Raw genomic sequence first — 16,289 nt, forward strand, 5'->3', positions numbered from 1 at the left:
GTCGCGCGCCCTGAAGCACCTTCAGACGCGGGCGCCAGACGGCTCGCTAACTGGTGACGGCGAGCAGCGGGAAAGTGGACGTCCACGTGCCGGTGCGTCAGGGCCAGCTCGTCGGGGGCGGTTCGTCTTCGTGGCGCTGGATGCGCACGGCAGCCCCACTGCAGTGTCATCCCTGTCCGCCTCGACCGATGCCACGGACGGCTGACGCACGGCCCCGCGCAGCATGACAAGGATGTCACTCGGGCGGACTCGCGCCTCAAGAGGGCCTACCGGCAGTCACCATCGTCCATTGTCGTCTCGATGCTGGACGAGTGGCTCGCTACACACGGACAGATTCTCCAGGAGATACACTGGCCTCTAATGGACGAGTGCACCTCGCGCGAGTTCAGCTGGTTTCCGAGGAAGTGTCACAGACCCGTTCTACCAGGAGAACAATATGAAGCGCGTACGGTTGTTCAAGAACCACCAAACGTCCGGTCTTGTCGCGGCATTGACTTTAGCGTCGGCCGCTCAGGCAGCTCCGCTGCTGGTCACGTCAACGCATCCGGAGCCGTCTACTGCGCGATTGCACATCTACGGCGAGAATTTTGGGACAACGCCCTCTGTGCGATTCGCCAACATTCCCGTGTCGACAGATTCCAACTCAGACACAAACCTCACCGTTGCTATTCCCTACGGACTGCTCAACACCCCCGGGACGTATTTGCTCTGTGTCTCGAAGGGTTCAGGCATGGATGACAACTCTTGCATCGGCGTAGCGGTCGGTCAGCAAGGGCCGAAGGGAGACACCGGCGCCAAGGGAGACAAAGGTGAAAAGGGTGACATTGGCCTTACAGGGCCGCAGGGTCCCAAGGGAGACAAAGGCGATACAGGCGCACCAAGCCCCAAGAACGCCATTCAATGCACACGGACTCTTGGCCCCACGGTCACCCCGACCAACCATTCGATTGCGTACTGCCCAGCATCTTGGACGGCGACTGGCGGTGCGTGCTCGGTGAGCGCAGCTGGTGCTACGTTTTCAGCCAGCATATACGTCGATGCTTATATTTGCGTGCTTTCAGCGGGATCGCCAGGGCAGATGACCGCGGTAGCGATATGCTGTAATTTCAAGTAAAATCACTTGCAGAATTTGCGCATGGGTTCAAGCGCACCGCTGGCTGGGTAGTCTTGAGCAACAGACTTGAGCGGTGCGCTCCTAAATCTGAGCAGTCCAAATTTCCAATAAGGACTCTGCCCTTTTGTCCACACGAATGAGGAAATCGACCGCTCAAACGCCAGAACGGAGCAACACCCGGCGGATCCACGGCTCGCCGCTCACCAGGGTGATGCCGAGCAGCACCAGCACGGCGCCCCCCACGAACTGGGGCGTCAGCGGCTCGGACAGCAGCACCACGCCCAGGGTGACGCCGAACAGCGGCGTCATGAAGGACAGCACCGCCAGGTTGGACGCCAGGTAGCGGCGCAGCATCCAGAACCAAAGGGTGTACGTGATGAACGACACCACCACGCCCTGGAACAGCACGCTGCCCACCGCCCGGGGCGTCAGGTGCACGCGGCCGAACTCCCCCATCACCCCGGCCACCACGCCCAAGAGCAGCGTGGCCACGGCCAATTGGTAGAACAGCGTCAGCGCGGGGGGCGCCTCGGACAGGCGGGTGGTCCGCACCACCACCGTGGTGAAGCCCCAGGCCATGCCCGCCAGCACCCCCAGCGCATCCCCGAGCAGCATCCGGGAGTCCAGGGCCTCGAGGTTCAGGCCCCCCCCGAAGGCCAGGGCGATCCCCGCGAAGCACAGGCCAATGCCCCCCCACTGCAGCCGCCGCAGGCGCTCACTGGGCAGGAGCACGTGCAGGCCCAGCGCGGAGAAGATGGGCGCCGTGTAGAGGAACACCGCCATGTGCGAGGCGGTGCTGTACTGGAGCCCCTTGGCCAGCATCAGGAACTCCAGGGCGAACAGGAGCCCCGCCAGCAGGCCCGCGGGCACCGTTCCCTTCAGCCCTTCCCACCCGCCCCGCAGCGTCATCAGCAGGCCCACCAGCACGGCGGCGATGCCCGAGCGGCCAAACGCCTGCACGAGGGGCGCGATGTCCGGCGCCGCCACCTTGATCACCACCTGCTGCACGCCCCACACAAGGCACAGCGCGGTCATCACCTGCAGGGCGAAGGCATCCGCTCCCTTGCGCACCGCGCTCACGGCCACTCCCACTGGGTCCACACTGTCATGACGGCGCGTGGCGTCTCACGCGGGGGAGCCGAACGCAAGGACGGCCGTCCCCCACCCCGCGCGCCACTGCGCTAGCCTCGCGGCGACATGGCGACCTCCTCGGCCCCCAAACCATCCGAAAACCTCCAGCCGCTCAAGCTGTCCTCGGTCCGTCAGCCGCATCAGGACGAGGATCTCCAGGTGCTCTACGACGAGGTCATGGCGAAGCTGGAGGAGACCATCGGCTGGTACGACCGGCGCAAGAGTCACAACAAGCGCTGGGCGTCCAGGCTCCGGGGCACGGCCATCGTGCTGGCGGGGGTCGCCTCCGTGGTCCCCATCGCCGTGTCCATGCTCGCCCCCGTCTTGCAGCCCCAGCGCTGGGTGCCCGTCGCCTCCATCCTCGCGGCGTTCAGCGCGGGCTGTGTCGGCCTCGATCGGCTCTTCGGCTTCTCGGTCAGCTGGATGCGCTACGTCACCGCCCTGCTGGAGCTGCAGGCCCAGCGCGAGCTGCTCCAGTTCAACTGGAGCCGCCGCGCGCTCGAGGCCCGGCTGGGCGGCGGCACCCAGAGCGAGCGGCTCGCCGCGGGCATCCAACTGCTCTACGCCACGCGCCTCGCGATCAACCAGGTGCTCAAGGACGAGACGCAGGAGTGGGTGGCGCGCTTCTCGGGGGCCTTGCAGGACCTGGAGAAGTCCGCCGTGGCCCAGCGCGGTGCGCTCGGGGAGCTCGGCCAGGGCCTCAACGCCACCCAGGGCGCGCTCCGGGTGCAGATCGCCGGGTTCGACACCCTGGAGACGCCCGAGTGCGAAGTGCAGTTCGGCGATGGCCCCAGCGAGACCCATACCGGCCCCACCAAGGCGTTCGCGCACCTGTCACCCGGCCAGTACGTGCTGCGCGTGAAGGCCCGGCGGGGCGGCCGGCCCGTGTCCGTCGAGGAGATCGTGACCGTGCTGCCCGGCGAGACGAGCACCGTGACGCTCACACTCACCTGAGACAGGGGCAAGAGGGGCGCCCCTCGACGACGAACGCCCGGGGCCTCCACGAGGGAGGACACCCGGGCGTCTTCACCTCCGTCACGCGGCGGTGACGGGGCGTGGCGCTACTCCACCGTCACGCTCTTGGCGAGGTTGCGCGGCTGGTCCACGTCGTTCCCGCGCAGGTCCGCCACGTGGTAGGCGAGCAGCTGCAGCGGGATGGTGGCCACCACGGGCGCGAGCAGCGCCGAGGCCGCGGGGATGCGGATGACGTGGTCGGCCAGCGTGGACGCGTGCGTGTCGTCCTCGTCGATGACGGCGATGACCTTGCCGCCGCGCGCGCGCACCTCCTCGATGTTGCCGATGATCTTCTCGTAGGCCACGTGCGGCTGCTTGGGCGCGATGACCACCACCGGCATCTTCTCGTCGATGAGCGCGATGGGGCCGTGCTTCATCTCGCCGCCGGCGTAGCCCTCGGCGTGGATGTAGGAGATCTCCTTGAGCTTGAGCGCGCCCTCGAGCGCCACCGGGTGCATGGGGCCGCGGCCGAGGAAGAGGAAGTCCTGGGCGCCCATGAAGTCACGCGCCACGCGCTTGACCGCCGGCTCGCACTTGAGCACGTCCTCGATCATCTTCGGAATCTGGGTGATGGACGTCAGGTGCTCCTGGGCCGCCTTGAGGCTCAGCGTGCCGCGGGCGCGGCCGAGCTTCACCGCCAGGAGGTACAGGCCGACGAGCTGCGTGGTGAACGCCTTGGTGGACGCCACGCCGATCTCCGGGCCGGCGTTGGTGAGCACCGTGACTTCCGCCTCGCGCGTCATGGCGCTGCCGATGACGTTGCACAGCGCGAGCGTGGAGGCGCCCCGGGCCTTGGCCTCCTTGAAGGCCGCCAGGGTGTCCGCCGTCTCGCCCGACTGGCTGATGGCGATGGCCAGGTGCGTGGACTCCACGATGGGGTCGCGGTAGCGGAACTCGCTGGCGAGCTCCACTTCCACCGGGATGCGTGCCAGCGACTCGATCATCGCCTTGCCCGCGATGCCCGAGTGCCACGAGGTGCCGCACGCGAGGATGGTGATCTTCGTGAGCGCCTGGATCTTCTCCGCGCTCAGGTTCCACCCCTCGAAGTGCACGTCACCCTCGGTGAGCAGCATGCGGCCGCGCAGCGTGTCCGCCACGGCCCGGGGCTGCTCGTGGATTTCCTTGTGCATGAAGTGCTTGTGGCCGCCCTTCTCCGCCATCATCGGCGTCCAGTCGATGCGGCGCGTGGCGCGGTTCACCTTCTGGTTGGCGCGGTTGTAGATGTCCACGCCGCCCGAGGTGAGGATGGCCAGGTCCCCCTCCTCCATGTAGATGAAGTCGCGCGTGTGCTCGAGCAGCGCCGGCACGTCGCTGGCCACGAAGTTCTGCCCCTGGCCGAGCCCGAGCACCATGGGCGAGGACTCCTTGGTGCACACGATGCGGTCCGGATCGCTCTCGGTCACCACCGCCAGGGCGTAGGTGCCCTTGACGCGCGCCACGGCGGCGCGCACCGCCGCGGGCAGGTCCTTGCCCAGCTTGAGCTGGTCGGAGATGAGGTGGGCGAACACCTCGGAGTCCGTCTCCGAGGCGAACACGTGGCCCTGGCGCTTGAGCTCGTCCTTGAGCGCCAGGTGGTTCTCGATGATGCCGTTGTGCACCACGGCCACGCCGCCGTAGGTGTGCGGGTGGGCGTTCTCGTCCGAGGGACGGCCGTGCGTGGCCCAGCGCGTGTGGCCGATGCCCACGGTGCCCTGCGGCGAGTCGCTCTGCACCCGGCTCTCCAGGTTCTTGAGCTTGCCCGTGGCGCGCACCACGTTGAGCACATTGCGGTTGATCACCGCCACGCCCGCCGAGTCGTACCCGCGGTACTCCAGCTTCTTCAGACCGGAGACCAGAATCGGAGCCGACTGCTTGTCACCCACATAACCGACGATCCCGCACATGTTGTCCTGCCTCTCTCACGCCCAAGCTCCCCGCGCCGGGCGCGGGGAATGATTTGACCTACACTGGGCGACACCTGTCACCCTGACGACAAGCAAGAGCTACGCCACTACCCCACCGACACCTTGTCCGGCTTGACCGGGTCTGCTTCCGCGGACTTGGCCTTCCGCGCCTTCTTGCGCTCCACCCATCCCTCCAGGTTCACCTGCGGCGTGCGAGACACGGCGAGGCTTCCGGGAGGCACATCTTTCGTCACCGTGGTGCCCGCACCGACATAGGCACCGTCGCCCACCTTCACCGGGGCCACGAGCTGGGAGTCCGAGCCAATGAACACTTTGTCGCCCAGCTCGGTGACGTGTTTGTTCACTCCGTCATAGTTGCAGGTGATGGTGCCGGCGCCGACGTTCACCCCGGAGCCGATCTTCGCGTCGCCCAGGTAGGCCAGATGGTTGGCCTTGGAGCCCTTGCCGATGCGCGCCTTCTTGGTCTCCACGAAGTTGCCCAGATGCACCTCCTCCGCGAGGTCCGTGCCCGGACGCAGCCGCGAGAAGGGCCCCAGGATACACCGCTCCCCCACCTTGGCCTCCTCCAGCACCGTGTAGGGCTTGAGGGTCGTCCCGTCGGCCACCGAGGAGGCGTGCAGGACGCAGCCCTGGGCAATGGAGACGTGGCGGCCCACCACGGTGGCGCCTGACAGGCTCACACCTGGACCCACCTCGGTGTCCGAGCCGATGGTGACGCCCTCCTCGATGTAGGTGGTGGCGGGGTCGGCGAGCGACACGCCGTTGCGCATGTGCTGGATGTTGATGCGCGCCTGCAGGTCGCGCGCGCGGGCGGACAGCTCCACCCGGTCGTTCACCCCGGCCGTCTCGTTGAAGTCCGCGTCGATGGCGGGCACCGGGCCCTGGGCGGCGGCCATCTCCACCAGGTCCGTGAGGTAGAACTCGCCCTGGGCGTTGGTGCTGCGGATGTTGGCCAGCGCCGTCCAGAGGAAGGACGAGTCGACGAGGTAGATGCCCGCGTTGCAGTCGCGCACCTCACGCTGCTCGGGGGTGCAGTCCTTGTGCTCGACGATGCGCACCACCTTGCCACCCTCGCGGATGACCCGGCCGTAGCCCGTGGGGTCCTCCAGGCGCGTGGACACGAGCGAGAGCACTCCGCCGCCCCGCTCGTGCGCGTCCACCAGCGCGGCGAGCGTCTCGCGGCGCACGAGCGGCACGTCCCCGTAGAGGATGAGCACCCGGCCCTCGAAGCCCTGGAGCGCGCCCTCCGCCGAGCGCACCGCGTCCGCCGTGCCCCGCTGCTCCTTCTGCAGCGCGAAGCGCAGGGGGCCCGCGGGGAAGAGCGCGCGCACGGCCTGCTCCACCTCCGCCGCCTGGTGGCCCACCACCGGCACCACCGGGGAGGCGCCCAGTTCCAGCGCCCGCATCAGGGGATAGAAGCACAGGGGCTTGCCGAGGATGGGATGAAGGACCTTCGCCTTCTCCGAGCGCATCCGGGTGCCCTTGCCCGCGCACAGCACCACCGCCGCAAGAGGAGTTGTCATGTCGGCGATAACTAGGGATGGCTCGGGGGCGCGTCAACCGCGCGCGTGCGGACGAGGCCCCCGAGGCTCCTCCGGATGCGCCGTGACGGACACCGCCAGCGTATTGCGCCGCACGGTGATGCCGTAGGCGGGCTTGAGAAAGAGGGTCGTCACCGGGCCCTGGAGGGGCGGGGACGGCGGTCGGAATGTCTTCGGGTCGGCGATCATGTTCCCCCCGGCGCCACACGGAGTCGTGCGCAAGATGCCTCGCGCCCCCCACCGGGTCCAACCCCTGGCCGGAACACCTGGCATCCGCCGGACACTTCGGGATGAAATGGTTTGTGGTGAGTCCGGGCGGCCGCCGGGATACTCCAGAACCCCCCACAGGGACATGGGCGAATCGCGGCCCACTCACGGAGGCGTGGCACGTGGATACGGTAAAGATGTGGTCTCCCCGGAATGGCTGGACGCTGGCGCTGGCGCTGCTGTGTGCCGGAGGCTCCGCGAGCGCGGCCCGGCCCTACCGGGGCGGCGCGGTGGCCACGGCGCACCCGGCGGCGAGCGAGGCCGCGCTCAAGATGCTGCAGAAGGGCGGCAACGCGGTGGACGCGGCGGTGGCGGCGGCCACGACGCTGGCGGTGGTGGGGCCCTACCACTCGGGCCTGGGCGGGGGCGGCTTCGCGCTGGTGCACGACGCGAAGACGGGCGAGACGCGCGCCCTGGACTTCCGCGAGGTGGCGCCCCGGGCGGCCACGCGCGACATGTACGTGAAGGACGGCAAGGTGGTGCCGGGGCTGTCCACCGACGGCGCGCTGAGCGTGGCGGTGCCCGGCGCGGTGGCCGGCTACCTGGAGCTCGTGGAGAAGCACGGCAAGCTGCCGCGCGCCGTGGTGCTCCAGCCCGCCATCGACGCGGCGCGCGCGGGCTTCTGGGTGACGCCCAAGTACCAGGCCGTGGCGAAGCTGCGGCGCGACTGCCTCGCCCAGGATCCCGAGGCCGCGCGCATCTTCCTGGGCAAGAACGCCGCGGGCGAGCCGGACGTGCCCGCCGTGGGCAGCCTGGTGAAGCAGCCGGACCTGGCGCGCACCCTCACCACGCTCGCCAAGAGCGGCGCGGCGCCCTTCTACACCGGCGCGCTCGGCCAGGCGGTGGTGGACACGGTGAAGGCCGCCGGCGGCGTGCTCACGCGCGAGGACTTGAAGGCCTACCAGACGCGCACCCACGCGCCGCTCGAGGGCAGCTACCGCGGCCACCGCCTGCTCACCATGCCGCCGCCGAGCGCCGGGGGGCTCGCGGTGGTGCAGGTGCTCGGCGCGCTGGAGCGGCTGCGGCCCCAGGGGCTCGCCTTCCGCGACGCCGAGGAGGTGCACCTGTACGCCGAGGCGGTGCGGCGCGTGTACGTGGACCGCACGAAGTACCTGGGGGACCCCGCCCAGGTGAAGATTCCCATGGAGCGGCTCACCTCGTCGGGCTACCTCGCGGACCTGGCCGGGAGCATCGATCCGAAGAAGGCCACGCCCAGCGCCTCGCTGCTGGCGCCCGGGGAGGGCGCGGGTGAGTCCACGCTCAAGCCCTCCGACGGCGGCTGGTACGACCCGTCCCACGCCCCCGCCGACAAGAAGAACACCACGCACATCTCCGTCATCGACAAGGACGGCAACGCCGTGGCGCTCACCACCACGGTGAACTACGGCTTCGGCTCGTGCCTGGTCGCCAAGGGCACCGGCATCCTGCTCAACGACGAGATGGACGACTTCTCCGCGCGGCCCGGCGTGCCCAACGCCTACGGGCTGGTGGGCGGCGAGGCCAACGCCATCGCCCCGGGCAAAGTGCCCCTGTCCTCCATGTCCCCCACGCTCGTCTTCTCCAAGGAGGATCCCAAGAAGGTGATGCTCGCGGTGGGCAGCCCCGGCGGCTCCACCATCCCCACCACCGTCATCCAGGTCATCTCCAACGTGGTGGACCAGGGCATGGACGTGGCGCGCGCGGTGGGCCAGGGCCGCCTGCACCACCAGTACCTGCCGGATGAGCTGTGGGTGGACCAGTACGCCCTGGAGCCCGCCACGCTGGCCATCCTCGAGGCGAAGGGCCATAAGATCCGCCGGATTCCCAACTGGGGGGACGCGGAGGCCGTGGTGAGCGATCCCCAGACGAACCTGCGCAGCGCGGCGAGCGATCCCCGCAACGAAGGCGCCGCGCTCGGCCAGGACTGAGACCGCCCCCGTGCCCGAACTCCTCCAGCTCTTCGACGCGCACCTGCACCCCGAGGCCCTGAGCGATCAGGACCTCGAGTCCATGCGCTTCTTCGGCGTGGAGCGCGCGCTCGTGGTGGCCCACCACCTGCCCGAGCCCACGCCCAAGGCGCTGCGCAAGCACTTCGACGACCTGGTGCACAAACAACTGCCGCGCCTGGAGCGCCTGGGCATCCGGGCCTGGGCGGCGCTGGGCGTGCACCCGCGCTGCATCCCCCGCCGCGGCCTGTCCGAGGTGCTCGCCCACCTGCCGGACTACTTCCAGGGCGGACGCGTGGTGGCCCTGGGGGAGACGGGCCTGCACGCGGGGGGCATTGAAGAGGAGGAGGCCTTCCTGGAGCAGCTCGCGCTCGCGCGCCAGCTCAAGCTCCGGGTCGTGGTGCACACGCCGCTCAAGGACAAGGAGCGCCACACGCGGCGGCTGCTCACGCTCGTGCGCGAGTCGGGCATCCAGCCCTCACGCGTGCTGGTGGACCACGCCAACGCGCGCACCGTGCGCAACATCCTCGGCTGTGGGCATTGGGCCGGATTGAGCCTGCACCCCGAGGCCCTCAAGGCCGAGCGCGCCGTGCTGCTGGTGCGCCGCCTGGGCAGCGAGCGACTGGTGCTCAACTCCGACGCCGGCGATGGCGCCGGCGACATCCTGGGGCTCGCGCGCGTGGCCCACCTGCTGACCAAGGCCAGGCTCTCCGAGCGCGTGGTGAAGCGCGTGGCGCACGACAACGCCGCGCGCTTCTACCGTCCCCGCTGACTCAGTGCAGCGCGCTGACCACCTGCTCCGGGTGCAGCGTCAGCCGCTGCGCCGCGTCATCCAGCGTCGCCTGCACGGGGATGCCCCGGTGCCGGTAGTCCGCCAGTGACTGCGCCGCCTCGTCCAACAGCTTCTGGTAGCGCTCGTCCAACTCCACAGCGATCAACATCATCGTCTCGCCCGCGTCCTCGACGCCGGGACGGTACACCTGGCAGCGCTGGAACCGCGCCCAGCGGCCATTCTCCATCTTCACCAATTCGCCGTCGTAAGCCATCGCGCAGTCCCCCTTTCGAACGTCCCGGCGGCAGGCCGGGAAGTGAGGAGTGGAGATTAACCACAAGTTCGCGGTGCGTCATCCCCCCGGCTGAAAATCCGTGAAAGGGCCCGGAAAGGGTCCAGTAGGGAACGTTTCGGGAGGGATTTTCCCTCGGACTTCCCCTCCGGAACCCCACCCCGGAGGCCAGGTTGTAAATCGATTGCCCGGTCAATCTGTTGATGACCCCCGGCCCCCCGACCGGACGGTTTGTCAACGCACGGAGGCAGTGGCCCCGGAGGGAGGCATCCCTTAGATTGGGCGGGATGAAGCTGCCTTCCCTGTTCCGCCGCGAGCGGTCCGTCATCCAGCGAGCGAACGCCCAGGATCAGCTGGAGAAGGTCCTGGCCGAGTCCCTGCGCGTGCTGGGACAGGTGTGCACCAAGGTCGCCGACGTCATCGAGTCCCAGCGCCTGGAGCGGGCCGGCTACGCGCAGAACACCCTGCTGCAGCGGCTGGACAAGCCTCCGGCGGACGCGCCCCCGTCCCAGGCGCCCACGGACCCGACGCCGCCCCACCCATGACGCCCCCGGAGACGCCCCCGGAGACGCCCCTGGACCATGACCCGCGAGCCCCGCCCGCGTGCCTGGGCGGCGCGGGGTGGCTCACCCCCCGGGGGGACGGACAGCCCCCCCTGCCCGCGCTCGACGACGCCGAGGGCGCGCGGCTGCCCGAGGGACTGCCGCCCGTGGTGGACGCCCACGTGCACCTCTTCCCGGACCGGGTCTTCGAGGCCATCTGGCGCTGGTTCGAGCGGTACGGCTGGCCCATCCGCTACAAGCTGCACACGCCCCAGGTGGTGTCCTTCCTGCTGTCCCGGGGGGTGCACCGGGTGGTGGCGCTGCACTACGCCCACACCCCGGGCATGGCGCGCGCGCTCAACGCGTACATCGCCGAGGTGGCGCGCGCCGAGCCGCGGGTGCTGGGCCTGGCCACGGTCCTGCCCGGGGAGCCGGGCGCCGGGGACATCCTCGCCGAGGCGTTCGCCGCCGGCCTCCGGGGCGTGAAGCTGCACAGCCACGTGCAGTGCCTGGCCCCGGACGCCCCCGAGATGCACGAGGTGTACGCGGCCTGCGCCCGGGCGGGACGGCCCGTGGTGCTCCACGCGGGACGCGAGCCGGCCAGCCCCCACTATCAATGTGACGTCCACGCCCTGTGCTCGGCCGAGCGCGTGGAGCGGGTGCTCCAGGCCCACCCCACCCTCAAGCTGTGCGTGCCCCACCTGGGTCTGGATGAGTTCGACGCCTACACCCGGCTGCTCGAGCGGTACGACTCGCTGTGGCTCGACACCACCATGGCGCTGGCCGGTTATTTTCCCCAGGAGCCGCCGCGCCGCTTGCTCGAAGTGCGTCCCGAGCGCATCCTCTACGGGACGGATTTTCCCCACCTGCCCTATGCGTGGGATCGCGAGCTGCACCGGCTGCTCGCGCTCAAGCTCGGGGACGAGGTGGAGGCAGGCATCCTCGGGGGCAATGCCTTGAAGCTCTACGGGGAATGTTGAAAAGCGCGCAGACCCCTTCCGCAACTGACCAGCCGTTCGCATCTTGCCCCCCATAGAATCCCGCTTTCGCCACCGAATCCGCTTCGAGGCCCCGCTATGTCCTGCCACATCCTGGTCGTCGACGACGACGCGAGCCACCGCACGCTGATCTGCGATGCCCTTCAAGACATGGGCTACCAGACCCAAGAGGCCGGCAATGGACGTGAAGCGCTGGACCTGCTGGAGGACGACCTGCCCCAGGCGGTGCTGCTCGACCTGCGCATGCCCGTCATGAGCGGCTGGGGACTGCTGGATGCCCTCAAGAAGATGCCCCGGGCGCGCGGCCTGCCCATCATCATCATCTCGGGCTACGGCTTCGAGTGGGAGGCGGAGCTGGTGGGCGCCGCCGGCTACATCTCCAAGCCGGTGGACCTGGACAAGGTGCGCATGACGGTGCAGCGCATCGTCGGTCCGCCCGAAGTGGCCATGATGCACTGAGGCGGACGGGCCCCACGGCCCGCTTCACCGCCGCCCCTCACCAGCCAGGCTGGAAGCGCCGCTCAGGAGAAGACGACGGTCTTGTTGCCATGCGGCAACACCCGGTCCTCCAGATGCCAGGCCACGGCCCGCGCGAGCACCGTGCGCTCCACCCGGCGCCCGATGCGCACCAGCTCCTCCACCGCGTTGCGATGTCCCACCCGGTGCACGTCCTGCTCGATGATCGGGCCGGCGTCCAGCTCGGCCGTCACGTAGTGCGCCGTGGCGCCGATGAGCTTCACGCCCCGGGTGTGCGCCTGGGCGTAGGGGTTGGCGCCCACGAAGGCCGGCAGGAAGCTGTGGTGGATGTTGATGATGGGCCCGCCGAAGCGCTGGATGAAGTCGCCGCTGAGGATCTGCATGTAGCGGGCGAGCACGAGGAGGTCCACCTGGTGCGCGCGCAGCAGCTCCAGGAGGGCCGCCTCGGCGTCCGCCTTGGTCTCGGGCGTCACGGGCACGTGGTGCAGGGGGATGCCGAAGGGGGCCAGCACCTCGCGCGCGTCCGGGTGGTTGCTCACCACCAGCGGGATGTGCGCCGCCAGCTCCCCCTTCTTCCACAGCCACAGGAGCTCCTGCAGGCAGTGATCCTGCTTGGAGACGAACAGGGCCATGCGCTTGACGCGCGCCGCGGGCGTCAGCCGCCAGCTCAAGGCGAAGCGCTCGGCCACCGGCCCCATGGCCCGCTCCAGCCCGGGCAGCCGCTCGGCGAGCCCGGGCAGATCGAACTCCAGGCGCATGAAGAAGCGCGAGTCGTCGGGCTCGGTGTGCTGGTGCGAGTCCACCACGTTGGCGCCCTGCTCGAAGAGCAGCTGGGTCACCGCCGCGACCACGCCGGGACGGTCCACGCACGTGATGAGCAGCCGGGCGCGCTCGGCGTTCAAGGCAGGGGCAGCCATCCGCGCGGGCTCAGGGATCCTTCTTGATCTGCTGCGCCAGGTAGTTGACCTCGCCCACCTGCTTCATCAGCTCCAGCTGGGCCTCCAGCCAGTCGATGTGCTCCTCGGTGTCCGCGAGGATGTACTCCAGCACCTCGCGGCTGCCGTTGTCCCCGAGGGTCCGGCACAGCTCGATGCCCTCGTTGAGGCGCTTCTGGGAGCCGGCCTCCAGGGCCAGGTCCAGCCGCAGCATCTCCGGCACGGTCTCGCCCACGTTCACCTTGGCCAGGCGCTGCAGGTTGGGCAGCCCCTCCAGGAACAGCACGCGCTTGACCAGGCGATCGGCGTGCTTCATCTCGCCAATCGACTCCTCGTAGATCTTCTTGGCGAGCCGGTCATACCCCCAGTTCTCCGCGATGCGCGCGTGCAGGAAGTACTCGTTGATCGCCGTCAGCTCGGTGGTGAGGACGTCGTTCAGCAGGTCGATGATCTGGGGGTGGCCTTTCATAGCGCCACGGAAGCTACCCGTGAGGTCGCCAGGGCACAACTCTCACGACACGAGGGACGCACGGCGTTCGCCTGCCGCCCCTCCCCGATGAGCTGGGTCATCTGATCGTGACACCCCCCACATCCCGTCCCCGCGCCACACACCTCCCCCAGTTTCTCCACAGTCCGCGCTCCCTCGGCGATACGGGCGCGGATGATGCGGTCCGAGACGGCGTGGCAGAGGCAGACGATCATTCGAGAGCTCAGAGGAGAGGACGACCGCGACAGGCGATCGCCAAGTGATATTGAGAATAGGTTTCAAAAACCCGGCGGTCAAGCCAGGGGGGAATCGGTGTCACGCGCCGGGCATTCCCGGGAGGGAGCGGGCGGGCGGGCGGGGGGTTGTGGGGGTGAGCCCGGGTCGGCTGAGATGGGCGTCCCCATGCTACCGCCTCCTTCTGACCTGGCCGTGGACGCCCGGGCCCTCGTGAAGCGCTTCGGTGACTTCACCGCGCTGCAGGGCCTGGAGCTGCTCATCCCCCGTGGTGCCTTCTATGCCTTCCTCGGGCCCAACGGCGCGGGCAAGTCCACCACCATCGCCCTGCTCACCGGCGTGTACGCCCCGGACTCCGGCCACATCCGGCTGTTGGGCGTGGACGCCGTGGCGCGCCCCCTGGAGGTCAAGCGCCACCTGGGCGTGGTGCCCGAGGAGCTGAGCCTCTTCGAGCGGCTCAGCGGGCGGCAGTACCTCACCTTCTGTGGGCGCATGTACGGGCTGAGTGGGGACGAGGCGGCGGCGCGGGCGGCGGAGCTGCTGGAGCTCACGGAGCTCACGTACAAGGCGGGGTCGCTCGTGGCCGAGTACTCCAAGGGGATGCGGCGGCGGCTGGCCATCGCCGCGTCGCTCATCCACGCGCCGGACCTGGTGCTCTTGGACGAGCCCTTCGAGGGCATCGACGTGCTGGCCGCGGGCGTCATCCGCGAGCTGCTGCGGGAGCTGAGCCGGCGGGGGGTGACGCTGCTGCTCACCACGCACGTGCTGGAGATCGCCGAGCGGCTGGCCACGCACGCGGGCGTCATCCGGGGCGGACGGATGTTGGATCAGGGTCCGGTGGAGGAGCTCAAGGAGCGCAACGGGGCGGGCTCGCTGGAGGCCGTCTTCGAGAAGCTCATCGCGGTGCCGGCCGCGCGCAACGCCCGGCTCTCCTTCTATGGAGACGCGCCCCCCGCCGAGGTCGTGCCGCTGCGCCGGGGGTCCGCGTGAACCGGCCCGCCGCGCCGGGCTTCTTCCGGCACCTGTGGCTGCTCTGGGCGCTGCGGGTGAACATCGGGCTCAACCAGGGCTCGGGGCGCCATCCGCTCTTCGCCGTGGGCGCCTTCCTGCTCTCCAGCGCGCCCGCGTGGGGCCTGGGCGTGTCCTTCTATGGGCTGATGCGCCTGCCCGGGGTGGCCCACAACGACGTGTGGCCCTTCTTCATCCTCAACCTCCTGTGCTTCGTCACCGCGGCGGTGTGGGTGACGTGGCCGCTCATGAGCGCGGGGGTGGATGACCACTCGGAGCTCAGCCGCTACGCGGCCTTCCCCATCTCCCCCTTCCGGCTGCTCATCGCCTCCACGGGGGCGAGCCTCCTGGAGCCCCGCGCGCTCGTCTTCTACGCGCCCCTGACGGGCGCGGCGCTCGGCTACGCGTCCATGCACCCGGTGCGGCTGCCGGGCTACGCGCTGGGGCTCTACGTGCTCTTCGCGCTGCTCAACGCCGCCTGGAGCCGGGTGGGCCTGTACATGGTGCTCAACGTGCTGCGCGAGAAGCACAGCGCCCAGTTGCTCGGCGGCGGCTTCGTGCTGTTCCTCGCGGGCGCCTCGCTCATCCCCCCCATCGACACGTCCTGGCTCACCGCCGTGGGCGAGGGCGGCGTGGAGAAGCTGGACATGGCCATCCTCGTGGACGCGACGCTCGCCCTGGGCCGGGTGCCCCCGGGGCTCTTCGGCGACGCGCTCCTGGAGCTGTCCTACGGCTACCGGCGCAATGCCTTCGCGGATGGCCTGGGCATGCTCTTCTTCACCGTCATGGGCTTCGCGCTCGCCTACGCGCTGCTCTTGCGCTTCCACCGGGGCGTGGGCCGCGCGGGGCCCGTGGGCAAGGTGTCCCCGGATGGCGACCCCTTCGCCCGCACGCGCTCGCGCTTCACCACCCTCGTCGTGCGCGAGGCGCTGGACCTGTGGCGCAACCCCCGCGCGCGGCTGCTCGCCGCGGTGCCCTTCGTGCTCGCCATCCTGCTCAAGCTCACCTCGGGCCGCGGCCTGCTCGAGTTCGCCGTGGGCGAGAGCGCCGATGCGTGGCTCATGGGCGGCCTGTGCATCTATGGCGCGGTGGTGATGGCCTCCACGTTCTCGCAGAACACCTTCGCCTATGACGGCCACGGGCTCGCGCTGCTCATCGCCGCGCCCGTGGAGCTGGGCGAGGTGCTCCGGGCGAAGAACCGGGTGCAGGGGCTGGCCGCCGGCGGCATGGCGCTCTGCGTGGGCCTCTTCTACCGGGTGTACTTCGGCCGGGGCACGGCGCTCGACCTCGCGTGCGCCCTGCTCGCCGTGCTCGCCGTCATCCCGGTGCTGCTCACCGCGGGCAACTTCCTCTCGCTCTACTTCCCGGTGAAGTTCCACGCGAGCCTCAAGCGCCGCGACAAGCTGCCCCTCACCGCGTCCCTGCTCGGCATCGTCGCGGCGAGCGTGGGCTGCGCCCCCTTCGTCACCGCCCTGCGCCTCACCGCGCACGCGGGCACCACCCCCGGCACGCTCGGGCTGCTCGCCCTGAGCGCCACGGTGACGCTCGGGCTGTACCTGGCGCTGCTGCCCCTGGCGCTGCGGCTGCTCGAGCAGCGCAAGGAACGGGTGCTGCGGGCGGTGACGCGCGAGTGAGGCGCCCCGCCCCC

15 protein-coding genes are annotated in these 16,289 nt (G+C 69.7%); 8 read left to right on the top strand and 7 right to left on the bottom strand.

All coding sequences use genetic code 11. The features are described from left to right. Window positions 1-1,267: 1,267 nt before the first annotated feature. A complete protein-coding gene (locus tag I3V78_RS34310; protein WP_204494398.1) occupies window positions 1,268-2,194 on the bottom strand; it encodes an EamA family transporter in 927 nt (308 codons plus the stop codon). A gap of 117 nt (window positions 2,195-2,311) precedes the next feature. Here I3V78_RS34310 and I3V78_RS34315 point away from each other — a divergent pair, with 117 nt between their 5' ends. Next, window positions 2,312-3,199, top strand: coding sequence for an SLATT domain-containing protein (locus I3V78_RS34315; protein ID WP_204494401.1), 888 nt, complete (start codon window positions 2,312-2,314; stop codon window positions 3,197-3,199). Window positions 3,200-3,306: 107 nt separating this feature from the next. Here I3V78_RS34315 and glmS read toward each other — a convergent pair whose 3' ends face one another. Together glmS and glmU are read right to left on the bottom strand one after the other, a co-directional pair. Beyond that, the gene (gene glmS / locus I3V78_RS34320; protein WP_204494404.1) at window positions 3,307-5,142 is read right to left on the bottom strand and encodes a glutamine--fructose-6-phosphate transaminase (isomerizing); all 1,836 of its coding nucleotides are present in this window, start codon (window positions 5,140-5,142) and stop codon (window positions 3,307-3,309) included. Between the two features lie 107 nt (window positions 5,143-5,249). Beyond that, window positions 5,250-6,686: a bifunctional UDP-N-acetylglucosamine diphosphorylase/glucosamine-1-phosphate N-acetyltransferase GlmU gene (gene glmU / locus I3V78_RS34325; RefSeq protein WP_204494407.1), complete on the bottom strand. Its 1,437-nt coding sequence runs from the start codon at window positions 6,684-6,686 to the stop codon at window positions 5,250-5,252. A 422-nt stretch (window positions 6,687-7,108) separates the two neighbouring features. Here glmU and ggt point away from each other — a divergent pair, with 422 nt between their 5' ends. Together ggt and I3V78_RS34335 are read left to right on the top strand one after the other, a co-directional pair. Continuing rightward, window positions 7,109-8,878, top strand: coding sequence for a gamma-glutamyltransferase (ggt, locus tag I3V78_RS34330; RefSeq protein WP_204494409.1), 1,770 nt, complete (start codon window positions 7,109-7,111; stop codon window positions 8,876-8,878). 10 nt (window positions 8,879-8,888) lie between these two features. After that, window positions 8,889-9,668, top strand: a complete 780-nt coding sequence (locus I3V78_RS34335; protein WP_204494412.1) for a TatD family hydrolase — start codon at window positions 8,889-8,891, stop codon at window positions 9,666-9,668. A 1-nt stretch (window position 9,669) separates the two neighbouring features. Here the strand turns inward: I3V78_RS34335 and I3V78_RS34340 are convergent, their stop codons facing one another. After that, window positions 9,670-9,942 carry a hypothetical protein gene (locus I3V78_RS34340; RefSeq protein WP_204494415.1) on the bottom strand — a complete coding sequence of 91 codons (273 nt, stop codon included), beginning with the start codon at window positions 9,940-9,942 and terminating at the stop codon, window positions 9,670-9,672. A gap of 305 nt (window positions 9,943-10,247) precedes the next feature. On the opposite strand from I3V78_RS34340, the gene I3V78_RS34345 reads away from it, so the two are divergent. The 3 genes from I3V78_RS34345 to I3V78_RS34355 all read left to right on the top strand — a co-directional run bounded on the left by I3V78_RS34345 (window position 10,248) and on the right by I3V78_RS34355 (window position 11,959). Next, window positions 10,248-10,505 carry a hypothetical protein gene (locus I3V78_RS34345; protein ID WP_204494418.1) on the top strand — a complete coding sequence of 86 codons (258 nt, stop codon included), beginning with the start codon at window positions 10,248-10,250 and terminating at the stop codon, window positions 10,503-10,505. After that, window positions 10,502-11,482: an amidohydrolase family protein gene (locus I3V78_RS34350; RefSeq protein ID WP_204494421.1), complete on the top strand. Its 981-nt coding sequence runs from the start codon at window positions 10,502-10,504 to the stop codon at window positions 11,480-11,482. Before I3V78_RS34345 ends, I3V78_RS34350 begins: the two co-directional genes overlap by 4 nt. A 96-nt stretch (window positions 11,483-11,578) precedes the next feature. Further along, window positions 11,579-11,959, top strand: a complete 381-nt coding sequence (locus I3V78_RS34355) for a response regulator (RefSeq protein WP_204494423.1) — start codon at window positions 11,579-11,581, stop codon at window positions 11,957-11,959. A 62-nt stretch (window positions 11,960-12,021) separates the two neighbouring features. Here I3V78_RS34355 and purU read toward each other — a convergent pair whose 3' ends face one another. The 3 genes from purU to I3V78_RS40410 are packed head-to-tail and all read right to left on the bottom strand — an operon-like array spanning window position 12,022 to window position 13,614. Next, window positions 12,022-12,894, bottom strand: a complete 873-nt coding sequence (gene purU / locus I3V78_RS34360) for a formyltetrahydrofolate deformylase (protein WP_204494426.1) — start codon at window positions 12,892-12,894, stop codon at window positions 12,022-12,024. A 10-nt stretch (window positions 12,895-12,904) separates the two neighbouring features. Further along, a complete protein-coding gene (bfr, locus tag I3V78_RS34365) occupies window positions 12,905-13,381 on the bottom strand; it encodes a bacterioferritin (RefSeq protein WP_204494428.1) in 477 nt (158 codons plus the stop codon). Then, complete coding sequence (locus I3V78_RS40410) at window positions 13,378-13,614, bottom strand: (2Fe-2S)-binding protein (protein WP_204494431.1); 237 nt, start codon at window positions 13,612-13,614, stop codon at window positions 13,378-13,380. The genes bfr and I3V78_RS40410 overlap by 4 nt, the downstream gene beginning before the upstream one ends. A 187-nt stretch (window positions 13,615-13,801) precedes the next feature. On the opposite strand from I3V78_RS40410, the gene I3V78_RS34375 reads away from it, so the two are divergent. Both I3V78_RS34375 and I3V78_RS34380 read left to right on the top strand, forming a co-directional pair. Further along, on the top strand, window positions 13,802-14,623 hold the full coding sequence (locus tag I3V78_RS34375) for an ABC transporter ATP-binding protein (RefSeq protein ID WP_204494433.1): 822 nt from the start codon (window positions 13,802-13,804) through the stop codon (window positions 14,621-14,623). Beyond that, on the top strand, window positions 14,620-16,275 hold the full coding sequence (locus I3V78_RS34380) for a hypothetical protein (protein ID WP_204494436.1): 1,656 nt from the start codon (window positions 14,620-14,622) through the stop codon (window positions 16,273-16,275). Before I3V78_RS34375 ends, I3V78_RS34380 begins: the two co-directional genes overlap by 4 nt. The last annotated feature ends 14 nt before the right edge of the window (window positions 16,276-16,289 follow it).

The sequence above is a fragment of the Archangium primigenium genome (genome assembly GCF_016904885.1).
GTDB lineage: Bacteria > Myxococcota > Myxococcia > Myxococcales > Myxococcaceae > Cystobacter > Cystobacter primigenius.